The 18,128-nt window shown below is 51.8% G+C and carries 10 protein-coding genes; 6 read left to right on the plus strand and 4 right to left on the minus strand.

Translation table 11 applies throughout. The features are described from left to right. The first annotated feature begins 55 nt into the window (after positions 1-55). The 3 genes from ACR3ZL_RS10605 to ACR3ZL_RS10615 all read left to right on the plus strand — a co-directional run bounded on the left by ACR3ZL_RS10605 (position 56) and on the right by ACR3ZL_RS10615 (position 5,383). Positions 56-3,238 carry a discoidin domain-containing protein gene (locus tag ACR3ZL_RS10605; RefSeq protein WP_486173435.1) on the plus strand — a complete coding sequence of 1,061 codons (3,183 nt, stop codon included), beginning with the start codon at positions 56-58 and terminating at the stop codon, positions 3,236-3,238. 669 nt (positions 3,239-3,907) lie between these two features. Then, positions 3,908-5,140 (plus strand): DUF1559 domain-containing protein, encoded by a 1,233-nt coding sequence (locus ACR3ZL_RS10610; RefSeq protein WP_473653182.1) that lies wholly within the window; start codon positions 3,908-3,910, stop codon positions 5,138-5,140. Positions 5,141-5,200: 60 nt separating this feature from the next. Further along, positions 5,201-5,383, plus strand: coding sequence for a hypothetical protein (locus tag ACR3ZL_RS10615; protein ID WP_473653181.1), 183 nt, complete (start codon positions 5,201-5,203; stop codon positions 5,381-5,383). A 37-nt stretch (positions 5,384-5,420) separates the two neighbouring features. Here ACR3ZL_RS10615 and ACR3ZL_RS10620 read toward each other — a convergent pair whose 3' ends face one another. After that, on the minus strand, positions 5,421-6,683 hold the full coding sequence (locus ACR3ZL_RS10620) for a XylR family transcriptional regulator (RefSeq protein WP_473653180.1): 1,263 nt from the start codon (positions 6,681-6,683) through the stop codon (positions 5,421-5,423). Between the two features lie 189 nt (positions 6,684-6,872). Here ACR3ZL_RS10620 and ACR3ZL_RS10625 point away from each other — a divergent pair, with 189 nt between their 5' ends. The 3 genes from ACR3ZL_RS10625 to ACR3ZL_RS10635 all read left to right on the plus strand — a co-directional run bounded on the left by ACR3ZL_RS10625 (position 6,873) and on the right by ACR3ZL_RS10635 (position 15,093). Then, complete coding sequence (locus tag ACR3ZL_RS10625) at positions 6,873-10,259, plus strand: discoidin domain-containing protein (RefSeq protein ID WP_473653179.1); 3,387 nt, start codon at positions 6,873-6,875, stop codon at positions 10,257-10,259. Between the two features lie 62 nt (positions 10,260-10,321). Next, positions 10,322-13,636, plus strand: coding sequence for a DUF5107 domain-containing protein (locus tag ACR3ZL_RS10630; protein WP_473653178.1), 3,315 nt, complete (start codon positions 10,322-10,324; stop codon positions 13,634-13,636). Between the two features lie 47 nt (positions 13,637-13,683). Next, positions 13,684-15,093 (plus strand): sugar porter family MFS transporter, encoded by a 1,410-nt coding sequence (locus tag ACR3ZL_RS10635; RefSeq protein ID WP_486173436.1) that lies wholly within the window; start codon positions 13,684-13,686, stop codon positions 15,091-15,093. Positions 15,094-15,187: 94 nt separating this feature from the next. On the opposite strand, the gene ACR3ZL_RS10640 is transcribed toward ACR3ZL_RS10635, so the two are convergent. From ACR3ZL_RS10640 to ACR3ZL_RS10650, 3 genes are all read right to left on the minus strand, one after another. Next, entirely contained in the window at positions 15,188-15,931 is a 744-nt protein-coding gene (locus ACR3ZL_RS10640) for an SGNH/GDSL hydrolase family protein (protein WP_473653177.1), read from the minus strand. A gap of 284 nt (positions 15,932-16,215) precedes the next feature. After that, on the minus strand, positions 16,216-16,848 hold the full coding sequence (locus ACR3ZL_RS10645) for a DUF1990 domain-containing protein (RefSeq protein WP_473653176.1): 633 nt from the start codon (positions 16,846-16,848) through the stop codon (positions 16,216-16,218). Next, complete coding sequence (locus ACR3ZL_RS10650; RefSeq protein ID WP_473653175.1) at positions 16,841-17,551, minus strand: hypothetical protein; 711 nt, start codon at positions 17,549-17,551, stop codon at positions 16,841-16,843. The genes ACR3ZL_RS10645 and ACR3ZL_RS10650 overlap by 8 nt, the downstream gene beginning before the upstream one ends. Positions 17,552-18,128: the final 577 nt, after the last annotated feature.

The raw sequence follows: 18,128 nt of genomic DNA on the forward strand, positions 1-18,128 counted from the left end.
GATGCGAGTGGGATTTTATGTTCTGGCAAACGCTGCCACAGTTCGGAGAGAATTGATGAAGATCAATCGCCTGTTGCTTGGAGTGCTACTCGCGGTCTGTTGCGTTACGGTTTTTCCAAAGACAGCAGCCCAAGCAATGGGATTCGACCTGACGGGCCAGTGGAAAGTTCGTCTTGATCCACAGGATGTGGGCGAGACGCAACAATGGTTTCGCAAGGTTGAGGGCAAGCCCATTGGTCTGCCGGGAATCACGAGTGAAGCCGGTCTGGGAGATGCGCTGGCTCTTAAGCCTGCGTTAACCAAAAGAGTCTTTCAACACTTGCATCAGCGGTTCAAGTATGTCGGAGCGGCTTGGTATACAAGAACGATCAGGTTGCCGGATGGCTGGAACGACAAAGATGCGATCTTGTTGTTGGAGCGTGCAATTTGGAAAACGACGGTTTGGGTGAACGGCCGGGAAGTTGGTTCGCGAGATTCGTTGTCTGCACCACATCGCCATGTCGTCGGCCCTTATCTGCAACCTGGGCAGAACACCATTGCGGTTCGAGTGGACAATCGTTCGCAAGTTGATATCGGAGTCCTTGGTCATGCCTACACGGACGAAACTCAGACGATTTGGAATGGATTGATCGGGAAGGTCGAAATCACTTCCGAGCAGCAGATGCGGATAAAGACGAACCCGTTGCGGGTAGTGGTGCCGAGCGCCGGCAAACTGGATGTGTCGATTGATGCGGTCAACCACAATGCTCCGACGATGCCGACGTGGTCCAAACGCACGCAATCCGGCGGAGAGATCGCGATCGACCTGCCACTTGAGAATGTCGCCAAGTGGTCAGAATTTACACCCGCACTCTATCGAGTCACTTGTCGCTTTCGAAAAGAGGGCGCGACGGCGGGTCTCAACGAGAGCATCGTCACCGGATTTCGAAGTGTTGAAACCGATGGCCGCAGTTTGCTGATCAACTCAAATCCATCATTTATGCGAGGCACTCTGGAATGCTGCATCTTTCCCAAAACCGGCTATCCGCCGATGGAAGGCGCGGGTTGGGACAAAGTCTTTCGTACGGTGAAGGAGCACGGGTTGAACCATGTGCGATTCCATTCCTGGTGCCCTCCGGAAGCTGCGTTTGCATCGGCCGACCGTCACGGCATTTATGTCCAGGCTGAGTTGCCCAACTGGACATTCAAGATGGGCAAGTTGCCCGACGTTGATGATTATTTAGCCAAGGAAGGCGAGCGGATCATTCGTGAATACGCTCACCACCCTTCGTTCGTGTTCTTCAGCTTGGGCAACGAGCTGACTGGCGATTACTCGTCGCTTGACAAAATGATACGTCATTTCCGCTCGCTCGCTCCGCATCTATTGTTCACTAGCACTTCGTATTCGTTTTCTCCGCGTGGCGAGTTGCCGGGGCCCGCAGACGACTTTTTCGTTTCCCAAAAAACGAAAACGGGCTGGGTGCGCGGCCAAGGGTTTCTTAACCAGACTTGGCCGACCACCGATACCGATTACGCACAGGGCTTGGAAAGCCTTGGCATTCCATTAATCACGCATGAGGTTGGCCAGTACAACGTATATCCAAACCTAGCTGAACTGCCGAAATATACCGGCAACCTTCGAGCGTTGAACTTCGAGGCGATCGAGCAAGATTTGAAGGCAAAGGGGCGATTCGACGATGCCGCCGCTTACACGCAGAACTCAGGAAAACTTGCAACGATTCTCTACAAGGAAGACATTGAGCGGGCGCTGCGGACACCTGGGCTTTCTGGAATTCAACTGCTCGACCTGCATGATTTTCCGGGTCAGAGCACCGCGACCGTTGGGCTGTTAGACGCTTTCTGGGACTCAAAAGGAATTGTGACGCCCGCTGAGTTCCGACGCTTCTGTGCTCCCGTCGTGCCGCTGATCCGAATGTCTAAGATGGCCTGGAGAGGCGATGAAACATTCAAGGCCGCAATCGAAGTAGCTAACTTTGGGCGCAAGGCATTGAAACAGGTTGCCATTCACTGGGAAATCAAGAACGAGTCAGGCTCCGTCTTGGCTGAAGATACGCTAACCGAAATCAACATTCCGCTGGGCAACGGTCATCAACTGGGTGTTGTCGAGTTTCCACTCGGGTCGATAGAAGAAGCCTCGCGGTTACAGCTGTCTGTTTCAGTCCGTGAAGCGAGTGGGGCCGGCTCCGAATTCGGTAACGACTGGAAAATTTGGGTTTATCCAGAGACCAGACTCGAATCGGATGACCGCGATGATGTGGTTGTTATTCGCCGGTTTGGCAAGCGACTTTTCGATGAACTTGATGCGGGGAAACGGGTCGTTTTCCTGCCGCGACGCGAAGAGATTTGTAACCCTGTTGATGGGCGGTTTATTCCGGTGTTCTGGAGTCCCCTGCATTTTCCCAATCAGCCCGGATCGCTGGGCACAGTGATCGATGCTGACCATCCTCTGTTTGCGAAGTTTCCGACCCAGACGCATACGGAATGGCAATGGTGGGAGCTGCTGGCCAATTCAACTTCAGTTAATGGCAACGCCATCGGTAATGGTCTGACGCCAATCATGCAATTTATTGACAAGTACGACCGTAATGCTTTGCCTGCAATTCTATGGGAGGCTAAAGTCAGAAATGGATCTCTGCTGGTCTGTTCTCTGGACATTGAAAGTGAGCCAGAGAAAAGGATCGTGGCGGCGCAGCTGAAAAAGTCAATCCTGTCGTACGTCGACAGCGATCGGTTTGTGCCGTCTATGTCGCTGGACGAAAAGCAGATTGCGAAGTTGTTTCAGTCACGGCCGTACCGAGTCGTGCTGAGCAAAGGAACCAGTCATCCAAGCTACCCACTTAGCAATCTGCAAGATGGTGATCTTAAAAGTATTTGGCATTCGGATTGGCGTGATTCCACCAATCAGTATCCATTCCACGTGATCATCGAAATGGCAGAGCCTATGCAAGTAGTTGGGTTGGATTATCAACCGCGACGGGGTAACACGAATGGACAGATCGCGGGCTACCGAGTTTCGAACAGCCGGGATGGCAAGATCTGGACCACGGTCTCCGAAGGAGCCAGTGTCCCGCAGAAGATTCGATTTTCTAAACCAATGGAAACGTCGTTCGTTCGTTTCGAGGCCCTCTCAGAAATTAACGGCGCAGCGTATTGTTCTATCGCAGAACTTGCTCCCGTTTTTGCGGACGGCATAGCTGGCGTGGAGGATCTCGGGATCATCGAAGGCGTGAACGATTGAGTATCTAACTACTGAAAAGGCAGGCATGCCTGTCCGGACTGTATCTGTTCAATGTATTGCCGTTGATTGGAAACGAATGCACGGCAGACGGATTGGGGCGGCGTAACTGCGCCCAATTGGCTTGAAGTATCCGTTGGCAGGAGGCGTTGGGAAACACCTGTGCTGATCGCCAGTAAACCCTCCGAAACCGATTGAAATCTCGTACCAGTGGATGAAGCTGTGGACGGTTACTTGAGGTGCCACTTGGTGAGAAAACCTGTTTGATAGCCTAAGGATCGTAGTCGATCTGCAATCGTTTTTTGCTCGCTTATTGACGAATGCACGCACGTCTTGATGGACGCCGATACCAATTTCGTTTCCCGTTTAGCCCAGCCTTCGGGGCACTGTGCAATAGAGTGATTGCGAGAAGATTTTCTTGTCTTTCAAGCGGTCTCTGTACCGAAGCGGATTAGGGTGGTGGCGGCCGCTTTTTCAGAGTCGGTGGACCGGTTTCGCACCTGCGACAATGAGTCCGCGAGCTCAGTGAAAGTGACGGAAAAATGAAACTTTAACAACCGATTCTGGAATGACTTTCTTTGCTTGCATCACCATAATTATTGACCGGCTAACGGTGCTAGACCCAGTTAGTCCTCTTTGATCACGTTGTTCGATTCTGAAAGAGTTTTTCTCATGAGTTTAAATGCAAAACGAAGGCGAGCGTTCACCCTGGTGGAGTTGCTGGTGGTAATCGCAATCATCGGTGTGTTGGTTGGATTGCTTTTGCCTGCCGTCCAGGCTGCACGCGAGGCCGCTCGCCGAATGAGTTGCAGTAATAATTTTAAACAGCTTGGCCTGGCGATGCACAACTACCACTCGGCATATAACCGATTAACAGTCCATGGTACCGGAACCAAATCGGGGCTTCCCGACGGGGAGTTGGCCGGGGGAGGCCACATGTATCAAACGTTTAACGAACATAACGCAATGCAACTGAGTGCGTTAGTAGGTTTGACGCCCTTCTTCGAGCAACAGGCTCTTTGGGAGCAGGTTTCGAATCCGCTATGGATCGACTCGAATGACAATGGCACAGTCGACGCGGGTGAGCAGTATCCTGCGATGGGGCCGCATCCGCTCACCGGTGGAATTGTCTACACGCCTTGGCTTACGGAGCTTGCGACTCTGCGTTGCCCTAGTGACCCTGGTACTGGTCTGCCAGCGAAGGGGAGAACTAACTACGCGGTTTGTTTAGGTGACTCGCAACGGACGGAGGCATCGGGTGCCCGCAATGCTAAGCTGGAAGTTGACGGAGGCCATGCCTTTGGTTGGGATCCCGATGGCTATGCCATCAACGCCCGCTCAGCTCAGCGAGGAATGTTCGGTAAGCACTTCGAAGGACGCTTTCGTGATTCGCTCGATGGATTGTCGAACACAATTGCGATGGGGGAAATTGCTACCTATCTCGGCGACCGGGACATTCGAACAAGTGCGGCGAACCGTGGGAATTCCCATGTGAGTGTCACTGAATGCGATTCCGATCCTGATCCAACGCGACCGCATTTTTGGAAGTCGGCAACCCCTGTTGATGTCGTGTCTACCCGTTCGGCTGAGGCTCGTGGTTATCAGTGGGCGGTGGCCAATATGATGCAAACAGGTTTTGTGACAATCAAGCCACCTAACTCGCTGACCTGTGCTGGTAATGCGAGGCAAGCAGGGGTGTATGGTGCAAGCAGTAATCATCAAGGTGGAGCACATATCTTGATGGGTGACGGAGCCGTTAAGTTCATTACCGACTCCATTGAAGCTGGAAACCAGCTTGCGAAGAACGTCACCACGGGAACTGGTGCGGGCGTAAAGAGTCCGTTCGGCCTTTGGGGATCGCTGGGTACTCGAGCATCCAAGGAAATTATCAGTGACGAATTCTGATTGGCTCTAGGTTATCAGGTGTAGTCCTTTCTTTAGTTCAAGTCTTTATCGAGGTCACTCATGCTATTTCGAAGTATTTGTCTTTCCGTCGTCGTTGGTTCGTTGGTCACTGTTGGCTGCGGCAGCGGCAATGGAAGCACTGTCATCGCTCCTCCCGAGGGCGCGCGAGAGATGACGCCTGAAGAGGTGGCAGAGTTCAATAAGAATTCTGTTAGCGACATGGAAACAGTCGTGCGTGATTGACGATGATCTTCATCTTCATCGCTTTGTGGATGAACGATCAGGTCTGATGAAAGCGACGTCGGTATTGCCCTGGGGTACAATCGGCGTTGCGGCGAAAGGCGGTCACCAGGTGGGCGGCCGTTTTATAGCTAACCATCGATGCAATTTTGTCTAGGCTGTAGGTCGTCTCGGCTAAAAGCATCCTCACCCGGTCGATTCGAACTCGCTCAATTTCTTCACGCGGTGTGCGCGATAGAATTTGCCGAAATCGGCGTTCAAGAGTGGCGCGGGAGTAAGCGGTTGCCTTAAGGATGTCTTCGACGCCGATGCCTTCACATGCATTGGAGCGAATGAACTGAACGGCAGCCGCTAAATCGGAATCTTCGATTGCCATCACATCGGTTGACATTCGCACGCAGAGTCGGACCGGGGGAATTAGGATTAACTTCCTCACTGGCGTGCCGCCTTTCATGAGGTCCGCAAGTGCAGCTGCCCCTTCAAATCCAATTCGATGTGCGTCGGGTTCGATACTTGTCAGTGGCGGATAAGCCAAGTCGCAAATGACTTCGTCATCGTCCACGCCTAAAACTGCGACCTGGTCTGGTACTTTCAAACCGGCCGATCGCGCGGCACCGAGAAGCTGGCGACCTCGCATGTCATTGCAAGCAAAGATCCCTATGGGCTTTGGCAATTTTGCTAGCCATTGGGACAACTGAATTTCATCCAGTTCGCCATCCAGTTCCGACGAAAGGGTGCCCATCGATTTCGAGACTGCGAGCGCGGGTCGAGACTTCCGCTTTAAGCGAGATTTCGGACGTCCTGGTAACTTTTCGCTCGTCTCGTAACAACGAGCACCAATTTTTTTCGCTTGGCAAACTTGAAGAAAGGCATTGCTCCGGTCTTCCGAAAAATCGACTCCTTCGTAGCCGCAAAACGCGAGTTCACGAAACCCTCGTTGTTGAAAATGCTCAACGGCCATGGTGGCGCAGGCAACCGGGTCGGTGTTGAAGGTCATCCCGTTATTGGGTTGATAGAGGCCTCGGAGGTCAACGGTGGGAACTCCAAACTGCTCAACCGAATCGCTAATTACTTTCGTTTCCATTCTTGCGATGATGCCGTCAAAGATCTGGTGCTTCACCATGTCTGGGATGTCTTCTTGTAACCCCCGTTCAAGGTGTAAGACATCCCAGGCACCATGGGCACGCATGTAGGATGCGATTCCCATCAGGCAGTTTCGGCCGTAGGCACGGGAAGACTCGATTAGCAACAGCACACGCGGCAATCTGGAAATGGATTCAGTGGGCTGCGTTTTCAACTGCATGAGTTCGTTTCCAAGGATGGTGTCGCTTGCAAGCGTTTACATCGCCAATAGTGGGGGGAAACGGCAAGTCTAGCATCGCGGATGATCAGTTTAAATCGACCGGCGCAATAAGTGCGTTCGCAGCAAAAGTGAAATTGAAAGACGGTTCCGTGAAATGTCTCTGGCTCTTGTATGGATTAGAATTCAACCATGGTAAAGAAAACTTGTAAAAGCACTCGCTCACTGATACGTGTTGTGTCGCATCGTCCGCTGGCCGTTGTTTGTGCGTTGCTGGTCGTGATCCAGTGCAGTCTTGGTTGCAGACCTGCGTTCTCGCAAACCCCTAATCGCCTTGACCTCGCCGGGGCATGGAGCGTGCTGTTGGATCAGCAGGGCAAGTTTGATCCGGAATCAACTGAACATGTTGGATCCGTATCACGGAGCCATATGCGGTTTCAGGCCACAAGGTTACCGGGGGCACTTCGCGAGAACGGATTGGGTGATCCGGTGGGGCCAAATACCAAATGGATCGGAGGTGTCAAAGAGAGACAATGGGCACTTCCGAAATACGCCGCCTATCGAGAGGCCGACAATTTTAAGATGCCGTTTTGGTGGCAACCTGAACGCCACTATGTCGGAACAGCCTGGTACTGCCGCGAAGTTGTCGTCCCGGATTCGTGGAGCGGTAGTCGAATTGAGCTAATCCTGGAACGTCCGCATTGGCAAACAGAAGTTTGGGTCGATGGCAAGCAGTTCGGCAAAGACGATTCATTGGGGACCGCCCATCGATTTGATTTAACGGAAGCGATGGCGCCAGGGACACATTCGTTGTTCCTGAAGGTGAGCAATCAACTCGACCCGGTTGACGTAGGGATTAATTCTCACAGCGTTAGTGATCACACTCAAACAGCTTGGCATGGAATTGTCGGTGCGATCGAGTTAGTTGCAAGTTCGTCATTGTCGATTGACTCCGCCAGGGTGCTGCCATCGGCGGATGGGAAATCAGTTGATGTGTCACTGGAACTTCGTAATGGCACCGGTGGCGATGTATCGAGTCAAGTTCGCTTACGCATTCTGCGAGAAGGTAGGACGGTTGCAGAAAATCTCACTAACGTGAAAGTGTCAGCACGCGGTGCGTCTCTCAATAGAACTGTCGAACTAACGCATCCGGCGCTACGCTGGAATGAGTTTACACCAAACCTCTATCAACTAGAGGTATCGCTTCTGTCGGGATCTGATTCCCAATTGAGCCCTGCTTCGCCTTTCGTTTCTGCGTTTGGGTTCAGGAGCATTACTCGCGATGGTCGACAATTGCTCTTAGATGGTAAGCCGATGTTTCTTCGTGGCACGCTGGATTGCTGTGTGTTTCCGTTGACCGGATACCCACCTACCGATGTCGATTCTTGGAAGCGGATCATCGGGATCGCTAAGGAAAATGGGCTCAATCACATCCGGTTTCATTCGTGGTGTCCACCCGAGGCTGCCTTTGTCGCCGCAGATGAATTGGGTTTTTATTTCCAGGTTGAATGCTCGGTATGGCCCAATTCGAGTGTGACGATTGGAGATGGCGAACCGGTTGACGACTGGTTGTTCCGTGAGGCTGATCGCGTTGTCGCCGCCTACGGTAATCATCCTTCGTTCTTGCTATTCGCCGCCGGCAACGAACCGGGAGGTAAGAACCAAAACAAGTACCTTGGGTCTTGGGTAGATCGTCAGAACGATCGTGACGATCGGTTCTTAGTTACCAGCAGTTCAGGCTGGCCAAGTATCCCTGAGAATCAAATTCATGTAGTCATGGCCCCTCGCATTCAGCAATGGGGGCAAGGTCTTAAGAGCCGGATAAACAGTCAGCCACCAGAAACGACGACTGACTATCAATCGGTTGTGAAGCGGTTTAATCGACCAGTGGTAGGACACGAGATTGGTCAATGGTGTTCTTTTCCTAACTTCGAGGAGATGACGAAATACACCGGGCAATTGAAGTTGAAGAATTATGAGGTCTTTCGCGACTTGCTGGCGAAGGCTTCAATGCAAGACCAAGCGAATGATTTCTTGATGGCTTCAGGAGCACTGCAAGAACTTGTCTATAAGGAAGAAATCGAATCAAGTTTGCGCACTCGTGGCTTGGCTGGATTTCAGTTGCTCGACATGCGTGATTTTCCTGGGCAGGGAACTGCGACGGTGGGAATGCTGGATGCTTTCTGGGATCCGAAACCCTATCACGATCCGGATCGGTTTCGGCGTTACTGCGGACCTATCGTTCCGCTCGCGCGAATGGAAAAACGAGCCTGGACATCGGACCAAACGTTTGTTGCCGGTATCGAACTTTCACATTTTGGACCAAGCAATTTGCTTTCGGTCACGCCGAGTTGGACTATTTCGACTGACGGCAAAGAATTGGCGTCCGGCGTGCTTGAACGCCAGGACATCCTAGCGGCCGGTTTGCGAACGCTGGGCGAAGTCGCGTTTTCGCTCTCGCAGATCGACGTCGCATCTAAGTTGACTTTGACGGTCTCTGTTGATGCTGATGAAGAAACGATCGTCAACGATTGGAGTTTTTGGGTCTACCCTGAGGTTGTTGCTAAGACTGAGCCTGTTTTAGCAACTGCTTCTGATGTCGTGATCACAAGAAGCATTGATGACGGAATCAAGAAGCGATTGATCGACGGAGCGAAGGTATTGCTGATGCCCGACCATGCATCTATCGATACCGATGTCGTTTTGGGGTTCTCACCCATTTTTTGGAACACCGCTTGGACGGACAATCAGCCTCCTCACACCCTTGGTATCCATTGCGATCCAGGCCATCCGGCTTTAAGTGGGTTTCCGACGGACAGTCATAGTGATTGGCAGTGGTGGGAAGTGATCAGCCGTGCCAAAACATTGGACCTGGATGCGATGCCCAAGGATCTAAAACCGATCGTGCAGGTGGTTCCGGATTGGTTCTCGCCTCAGCGTTTGGGGCTTGTCGTCGAGGCTAGGGTGGGGAGTGGCCGTTTGCTGATCTGCTCGGTTGACCTAACTGGTGATCTATCGCAACTGCTGGCAGCGAATCAATTTCGCAAATCGTTGTTGGACTACGTTGCCAGTGATAACTGGAATCCCGACATTGATATCACCTTGGATCAGGTGACGCAGCTATTTCGCAAGCAATCGGTCGCGGAACGACTGGTCGCTAAGGTAACGACTGATAGCGTGCAGCCAGGATATGAGGGCGAGAACGTACTCGACGGGAACCCGGCGTCCATGTGGCACACGAACTGGTCAACGAAACCATTGCCGTTCCCGCATCAATTGACGTTACAGTTGAAAGAGCGGACCAAGATTGCGGGGATCCGATTTTTGCCGCGTCTGGACAAGAAGAACGGGCGGATTACCAAGTTCCGAATTTTGACCAGCATCGACGGTCGTGAATTCGATTTAGCTGGATCAGGGAGTTGGGAAGGTGATGAGCAGTGGAAGCGCGTTGATTTTGATCGCCCAGTTGAGGCACGAGCGATTCGCTTGGAAGCACTGGCTTCTGCGTCTGGGGATACCCACACCAGTTTGGCTGAAATCGATTTAGTACTCGCTAACGACACGGAAGCAAACGAGTGAGCAATTTTATCCGAATTGCATGAGTAAATTATGAATCTAGTTATTCAACGACTGGCGTTGCAATGAGCGAAGTAAAAGCGTGGCAAGAACCGATCTCAATTCCTACTTACGGTATTGGTGAGCCAGATCGGAATCCGATGTTTTTGGAAAAGCGGGTCTATCAAGGATCCAGCGGTTCTGTCTATCCGTTGCCGGTGGTCGATCGGATTAGCGACGAAAAAGAAGACAAGCTCTGGCAGGCTATCTTTCTGGAAAATCAATTTCTGAAAATCATGATTCTTCCAGAGTTGGGTGGCCGCATTCACATGGCACTCGACAAAACGAATAACTACCACTTCGTCTACCACAACCACGTTATTAAGCCCGCACTGGTTGGTTTGGCCGGGCCGTGGATTAGTGGTGGAATCGAATTTAATTGGCCACAGCACCACCGTCCTAATACCTACGGTCCCGTTGACTCAACGATCAAAGCCAACGACGACGGTTCATATACCGTTTGGTGTCACGAAATTGATCGTATGCACCGGACCGAATGCCGGCATGGCTTCACCTTGCATCCGGATTCGGCTTATTTGCAAGTTGATGCAAAATTGTATAACCGGACGACATTACCCCAAACTTTCCTGTGGTGGGCAAATCCAGCAGTGTCGGTTGGTGATGATCATCAATCGGTCTTTCCGCCCGACGTCAGTGCGGTGATGGACCACGGTAAACGAGATGTGTCGAGCTTCCCAGTCGCAACAGGCACCTATTACAAGGTTGATTATTCGCTAGGGACTGATCAATCGGATGCAGGCGATCTGGGTACGGATATTTCCCGTTACCGCAACATTCCGGTACCGACGTCGTACATGGCTGCAAAGAGCGACTATAGCTTTGTTGGCAGTTATGACCATGGTCGTCGTGCTGGCTTGCTGCACATCTGCGATCACAACGTTAGTCCTGGCAAAAAACAATGGACGTGGGGCAACGGTGAATTTGGTCAGGCGTGGGACCGGCATCTAACGGACGAAGATGGGCCTTACATTGAATTGATGTGTGGTGTCTTCACCGATAACCAGCCTGATTTCACTTGGCTGATGCCAGGGGAGCAGAAAGCGTTCACTCAATACTTCATGCCCTACAAGGGCATCGGGCTAATCGGAAACGCCACGATCGAAGCAGCGGTCGGGATGTCGATCGAGTTAGGCAAGGTAACGGTTCGCGCCTATACGACCGCAGTGCATCCCGACGCGGAGGTACGTGTGTCTTTGAGTGGTGAGTGCTTGGGGGCTTCGAAGTTTAATGCATCGCCTGAGGAGCATTTCGAGTGTGAGTTTTCTGTGCCCACCGTGGTAACGGCGAGCGAATTGACGGTCTCTGTTGTTGATCAAACTGGTCGTGTTTTAGTTTCCTACACGCCGCCCAAGTCCAAGCACGAAATACCTGAGCCGGCGAAGGAGATCGATGTTCCCGAGAAGCTGGAAAACGCCGAAGCGTTGTTTCTAGCGGGGCAACACATCGAACAATATCGTCATGCGACTCGGCAAGCGATGGAGTATTACGACGAGGGTCTTCGACACGATGAAGGTGACGCCCGTTGCAACAATGCAAAGGGAAAACTGTTGGCACGACGGGGCTGTTTTGAAGAATCGATTCCTTTATTTGAAAAGTCGATTCAACGTCTGACACGGCACAATCCGAATGCCTACGACTGTGAGCCGCTCTACAATCTTGGATTGTCATTGCGAGCGGTTGGGCGTCTCAGGGATGCTGAGCGTGCGTTCGGCAAGGCTTGTTGGGACGCCGCGTGGCAGGTTCCCTCCTTACTTGAAATGGCGCGGTTGTCTGGACGGTTGGGGAATTACGACGAGGCTGCAACAAGGTGCGAGCGTTGTCTCGAGGTGCAGGGGAATCATGACCAAGCCAAGCACCTGCTGATTGCGATAAGACGTGGGACTCCACAACACCAGCAAATGATTGAAAATCATTTGTCCGTGAACCCGTTTTGTTTTGGTGCGTTGTACGAGCAAGCTGTAGCTGCTGGAAATTACGAGACCTATGACGGGCTGTGTCGAGACGATGTAAACACTGCAATCGAATTGGCACTCGACTACATCGCATTTGGCGATGATTGCACGGCGGCCAGTGTGCTGGAACACCTGCTCGCTCGAGTAAGCTCTCCGTCGTCTGTCGTGTATTATCACCTCGCTGACATCTATGTTCGCTTGAACCGCGATCAAGATGCTGCCAATCTGCGGAAGCTAGCTCAGACGGCAAATTCACTGATGTTTGCGAACAAGTTGGAAGATATTCCAGTTCTCGAATCGGCAATGAAAGCGGAGGGCGGCGACGCGGTTGCGGCTTATCATCTGGGCAACCTTTGGTATGACCGCCGGCAGTACGACAAGGCTATCGATTGCTGGGAAAAGTCGAAACGGGTTGACCCAAGCTTTCCCACCGTTTGGCGAAACCTTTCGCTGGCCTATTTGAATAAACGCGGTGACAGCGTCAGGGCCTGGGAGGCGATGAACCAAGCGTTCGACCTAAATCCTTACGACGCACGTGTTCTGTTTGAATTAGATCAGTTAGCGATACGTCTATGCCATTCGCCAGTGGATCGCCTGGCTCGCTTGAAGCAGTTTCCTAGGTTAGTGGGCAGTCGTGATGACCTGTTCTTGCAGTGGGTTACGCTGCACAACTTGGTTGGCGATCATCAAAAGGCGATTGATGCGTTGCTAAGTCGAAAGTTTCACCCATGGGAAGGCGGTGAAGGAAAGATCCCGGCTCAGTACGTGATCGCATTAACCGAATTAGCTCGAGTCGCGATGGGGGCAGGTCAACTTGAATCAGCCCAACAACTTTTGCATCAGGCAACGCATTGGCCAGAAAATCTCGGCGAAGGAAAGCTGATCGGTACTCAGGAAAACAATATTCATTACTGGCTTGGGTGTGTTGCTGAGCAATGCTCTGATGATTCGCTTGCGGAACAGTGGTTCCGAAAGGCGAGTGCGGGGCCAAGCGAACCGACGTCTGCAATGTATTACAACGATCAGCCACCCGACATGGTCTACTACCAAGGTTTGGCGTTTGAAAAGCTCGGGGAACGAAATGAGTCGAGAACTCGCTTCCAGAAATTGATTGACTACGGGCATGAACACATCGACCAAGTGGCGACGATCGACTACTTCGCGGTCTCGCTACCTGACTTTTTGGTGTTTGATCCTGATCTTCAACTTCGTCATCGGATCCATTGTCGCTACATGATGGCACTCGGCTATTTGGGGCTGGGACAAGTTGAAGAGGCGAACGAGTTACTTGCAGAGATTTTGCGAGAGCAACCCGATCATCTTGGTGCGAGCATTCATCAAGCTCCCTCACATTCCGTCGTAGGTTAGCAACGGGCCTGTTACAGAAACAAACATCTCAAACACCAAAGTAGCAAGTGGCGACCAACCAGAGATCCGATACTTCGCTGAACGTCCGATTCATTTGGATGATTTCTTTCGTTGCCGCCATGGGGGGACTCCTGTTCGGTTACGACTGGGTCGTGATTGGGGGCGCCAAGCCGTTCTACGAGCCGTATTTTGAGATTTCAGATTCGCCGACGCTTCAGGGGTGGGCGATGAGCACCGCGTTGATCGGCTGTTTGTTGGGCGCGGTCGTCAGCGGGGCACTCGCCGATCGCTTGGGGCGGAAGCGTTTGTTGTTGGTGGCTGCGTTCCTTTTTATGCTGTCGGCGGTGGGGACTGCGTTAAGCGGTGACTTTGCATGGTTTAACATTTTTCGATTTATCGGCGGCATCGGTATTGGCTTGGCATCCAATCTTTCCCCGGTGTACATCGCGGAGATTGCGCCCGCAGAATCAAGAGGACGACTGGTTTCAGTTAATCAGCTGACAATCGTTGTGGGAGTCTTAGCTGCACAAATTGTCAACCTGCTGATTGCCGATCAGGTCGTTGAGAATGCGACAGTCGATGCGATTCGCCAGTCTTGGAACGGGACCCATGGCTGGCGTTGGATGTTTGCCGCCGAAACCGTTCCTGCGGCAGCTTTCTTCTTAATGATGTTTGCTGTTCCTGAGAGTCCTCGCTGGCTAGTGCGAGTTGGTCAAAATGAACGAGCAAAGTTTGTGCTGGCTCGCGTTGGCGGCATCGACTACGCGGAGAAAGAGTTTCAAGAGATTAAGGATTCTATCGGCCAGGAAGTTCAGACCCAAGTTCGTTTGTCTGAACTGATGGAACCTAAGATGCGGCGCATTCTAGGGCTTGGTATTTTCTTAGCCGTGTTTCAGCAGTGGTGCGGGATCAACGTCATCTTTAACTACGCGCAGGAAATTTTTTCGGCAGCGGGTTATGATGTTGGCTCAATCATGTTCAACATCGTCATCACAGGCATCGTCAACTTGGTATTCACCTTGGTCGCGATTTTCACGGTGGATCGTTTCGGACGCCGGGGGCTGATGCTGTTGGGGTCTGTAGGCCTAGCGATCATCTACGCGATTTTGGGAAGCTGCTATTACGCCGAAAGTCAGGGAGTCCATGTGCTGATTTTGGTGCTTAGTGCAATCGCGTGTTATGCCATGTCGCTGGCTCCAGTCGTTTGGGTGTTCCTATCAGAGATTTTTCCCAATCGGATACGTGGCGCTGCCATGGCGGTGTCCGTCTTTAGCCTCTGGCTGGCCTGCACAGCATTGACTTTTACGTTCCCGATTCTCAATGACAAGCTGGGTGCCCACGGTACATTCTGGCTCTACGGTGCGATTTGTGCGATCGGATTCCTTGTGATCCTCTTCAAGCTTCCTGAAACAAAAGGGAAGTCACTGGAAGAGATTCAAGAGTCGTTGATGACGTAGCCGGAGGTTGATCGACTAGGCCTTGATTCGATAGCTGCTGGTCCACTTGGAAACGTAACTTCCAACAAAAGCGAAGAGCGTTTAAGAAGTTCTTCTACTGGAACAACCGCAGAATCAAATCAGCAACAATTTCATGACCTTTTCGGTTCGGGTGATTGGCCTGCGAAAGAAAGTCATTCACTTTTGCACCATCGGCAACCCGTTTTTGAAAAGCCGCGTAAGAGTCAACGACGGGGAGGCCAAATTCCTTGCCTAGTTTGCGTATCGACTGAGCATGTTTGGCGAGCTTGGTATCCGGATCGGTGATGTCTTCATGGGAGTCAGGCGTTGGAGTCAGTAAAACAACTTTGACTTCATTTTGCACAGCTTGCTTGATCATCGTCCGCCAGCACTTTTCAGCGGATTCGACACCAATACCGCGGTCATTAAGGCAGTAGTCAATAAAGACAACATCAGGTTTAAGTGTCAAAACATCGTCGGCAAACCTCTTGGAACCGGAGGCGGAGTTTTCGCCCCCGATTGCGGTCGTGCAAACGTCGATCACTGCCGTTGAATATTGTTGGCTTAGTGCTTGGTGAAATAGGATTGGATAGGAATCGAAACGGCGAATCGTAGGCGTGCGAAAGTAGCCTGCCGGAACTGAATGGCCGTGGAAGACAAACCTCACCAGCCGGTTCTTAGGCCAAGTCAATTTCAACTGCTGTTTCAGGTCGTCGAAATTCTGTTGGTGAACTGCTCGTACCGAGCTTGGATCGGCTCTTTCTTCAGCCTTCATTGACTGACCAAAACAGACGACTAAAAGAAATGCGGAGAGTTTGATTAAGTCAGATCGGATCATTGAATTGTGCTTTCGGCAGCATCGTTAGAGAGGATTTTTGGCTGCCAATATTCTAACTGTGCTTCAGACGTTACTAAAGAACCTCAAGCGATTTGATTGAGTAAAAACATCAAGGATGCAGGTAGGGATAAGTTGCGATGCTGCAACAAAAGGTCGGCGTCATCCTTTGGCAGGATGTGAGTCTCGACCACCTGTTGAATCACGTGTTCCGCGATCGGGACTCTCGGGAAATCTCAATCGGCTCTAGCTGAAGCATCTCGCGATCCTTCAGCATGAGCGATGTGTTAGCTGTTGGTAGAAGCTTGTTCACCGATAGTCGATCGAACTATCTGGTTCAACCTCGTCATGCATCCCCGTGCAAATTGCTTTTGCAAATGGCGGCCAAACAGTCTGAATCCCAGACAATAGAAGGGGTTGGGAATGCGATCATACTTGGAGTAGGCATCTATCACGAAATGTACCTGCCCTGTCAATTCCTGCTTGACTAGCATGTACTGCATTTCACCAATTTCCCAGTGCCCTTTTAAGGTGCGATAGGCGTAACCAAAGCGGGTTTGACAACTGTCGGTTTCGTCGGAGACTCGTTCATCAATCACTTTCGAAACACGAACCCCAAATATGAATCGCATCCACAGTAGCTTCGCCTCCAGCAACATCGTGCGTCCTTCCAACTCAGCGTCATCGCGGAAGTAGCCAACGATGCGATCGGGATCAGGAAACTTGTAACTAACGATGACGTCCTTGGCGACTTCGAAAGATCCTTGCTCGGTCGGCCGTCCGGGAGGCTCGGCGGGTAGTTCGTGTTCGTAATGATCGATGTTCCAGCCGGGCTGCCCCTCCGCGTATTTACTGGCGTCGTAGTTGTACGGCAGCTGATCAAACTCGGTTAGCGTTTCCTGCCATCGTGATTCAGCCATGCTTGCCCTCCGACGCTGCCGGATCGTCAAGAACGGCTGTCGAGATTCGAAACGATCCATCCACTTCTCCGCTCACAACCTCGGCTACCTTCAAGCAGTAGTGACGCCACATTTTGGTCTGCATCTTCTTTGTAATTCCTAGACCGGAGTAGGTCAGCCACACCAAAGGTCCGGCTGAAGAGGCCCAGGACTCGATTTTGAACTCGATGGCTTTTCCGACGGTGTTGGCTGAAAACCGAATGAAACCAGCTTCCAGGTGACCCGGCAGCGTCACGAAGGTGAAAGAATGATCGTCAGTTGCGATCGTTTCCACTGGCCCGTCCCAGGGGCCGGAGATTGCGATGTGGAACCGATCGCCAACAGCCAGCTCACCGTCTTTACCTTGAGTCTTATGGAACTTTGCTAACCGGGGGTCGCGGTACCGGTCGGGGTAGGATTTGACGAGGGCGATGAGTTCATCTGGGGAATGATCGCAGCGAAACGCGACACGATAAACGCGATTGTAAATCTTTCCGTAGCCGTCTGTCGGGAGTTGATAAGCGTCGCGATCATGCGGGAGTAGATCCATCAACTCGTGATAGTGGCCAGGCTCGGCTCGCCCGTCTTGCTTGTGAACGGTCTCAACGTGCTCCATCAACGGCGGTGCGTTAACAAAAACCGTTCGCACCCAACCATTCGCGATACGTTTGACATAGGTCATCATTATTTCGGCGATCCAGACGAGGGTTCCTGTGTTACGGAGGTCAAATCCCCAAGCAATACATCTTTCAAGCCTGTCAATTCCCTGGCGTCGCCCTTCATTCACTAACGTAACTGAGCTTGCTCTTTAGCATGCGAGGCGAGATTCTGACATTCGTCGTTCCGCCCGGTCACAGGAAAGTGTTTGGTGAAAAACCTGTTGGTTGAGTTCTTCTCGCTCACGATAAGGTGCGAGAAAGTGCTCCGTCTGCTTGGGCGTTTTTTTCGTGGCGGTTTGTTCGCTTGACATCGAGAGATCTGATTTGGCAGTTCAGATCGATGCGACTTACAGTGGGAAATCAGTAAGTGATGTATGGGCGATTGGTTGTTCTCCTAAGTTAGCTAGAGTTGCAGCGTTGCTTGCTGAGTAGTTAGACGTCCGATGCTACATATCGGTGATCATGGCGACGTACCAGTCCGCTTTTCGAAGTCGTCTGTTACCAATCGGCTCGTGATAACCCGCTATGGGTGGCAGACTGTGGAACAGTGTGAGTGGTCGTTGGGGAGTTAGGTCCGGTCAAGTGTTGCCAGTGCAGGTAAGT

This window comes from Rhodopirellula sp. J20-39 (genome assembly GCF_057365095.1).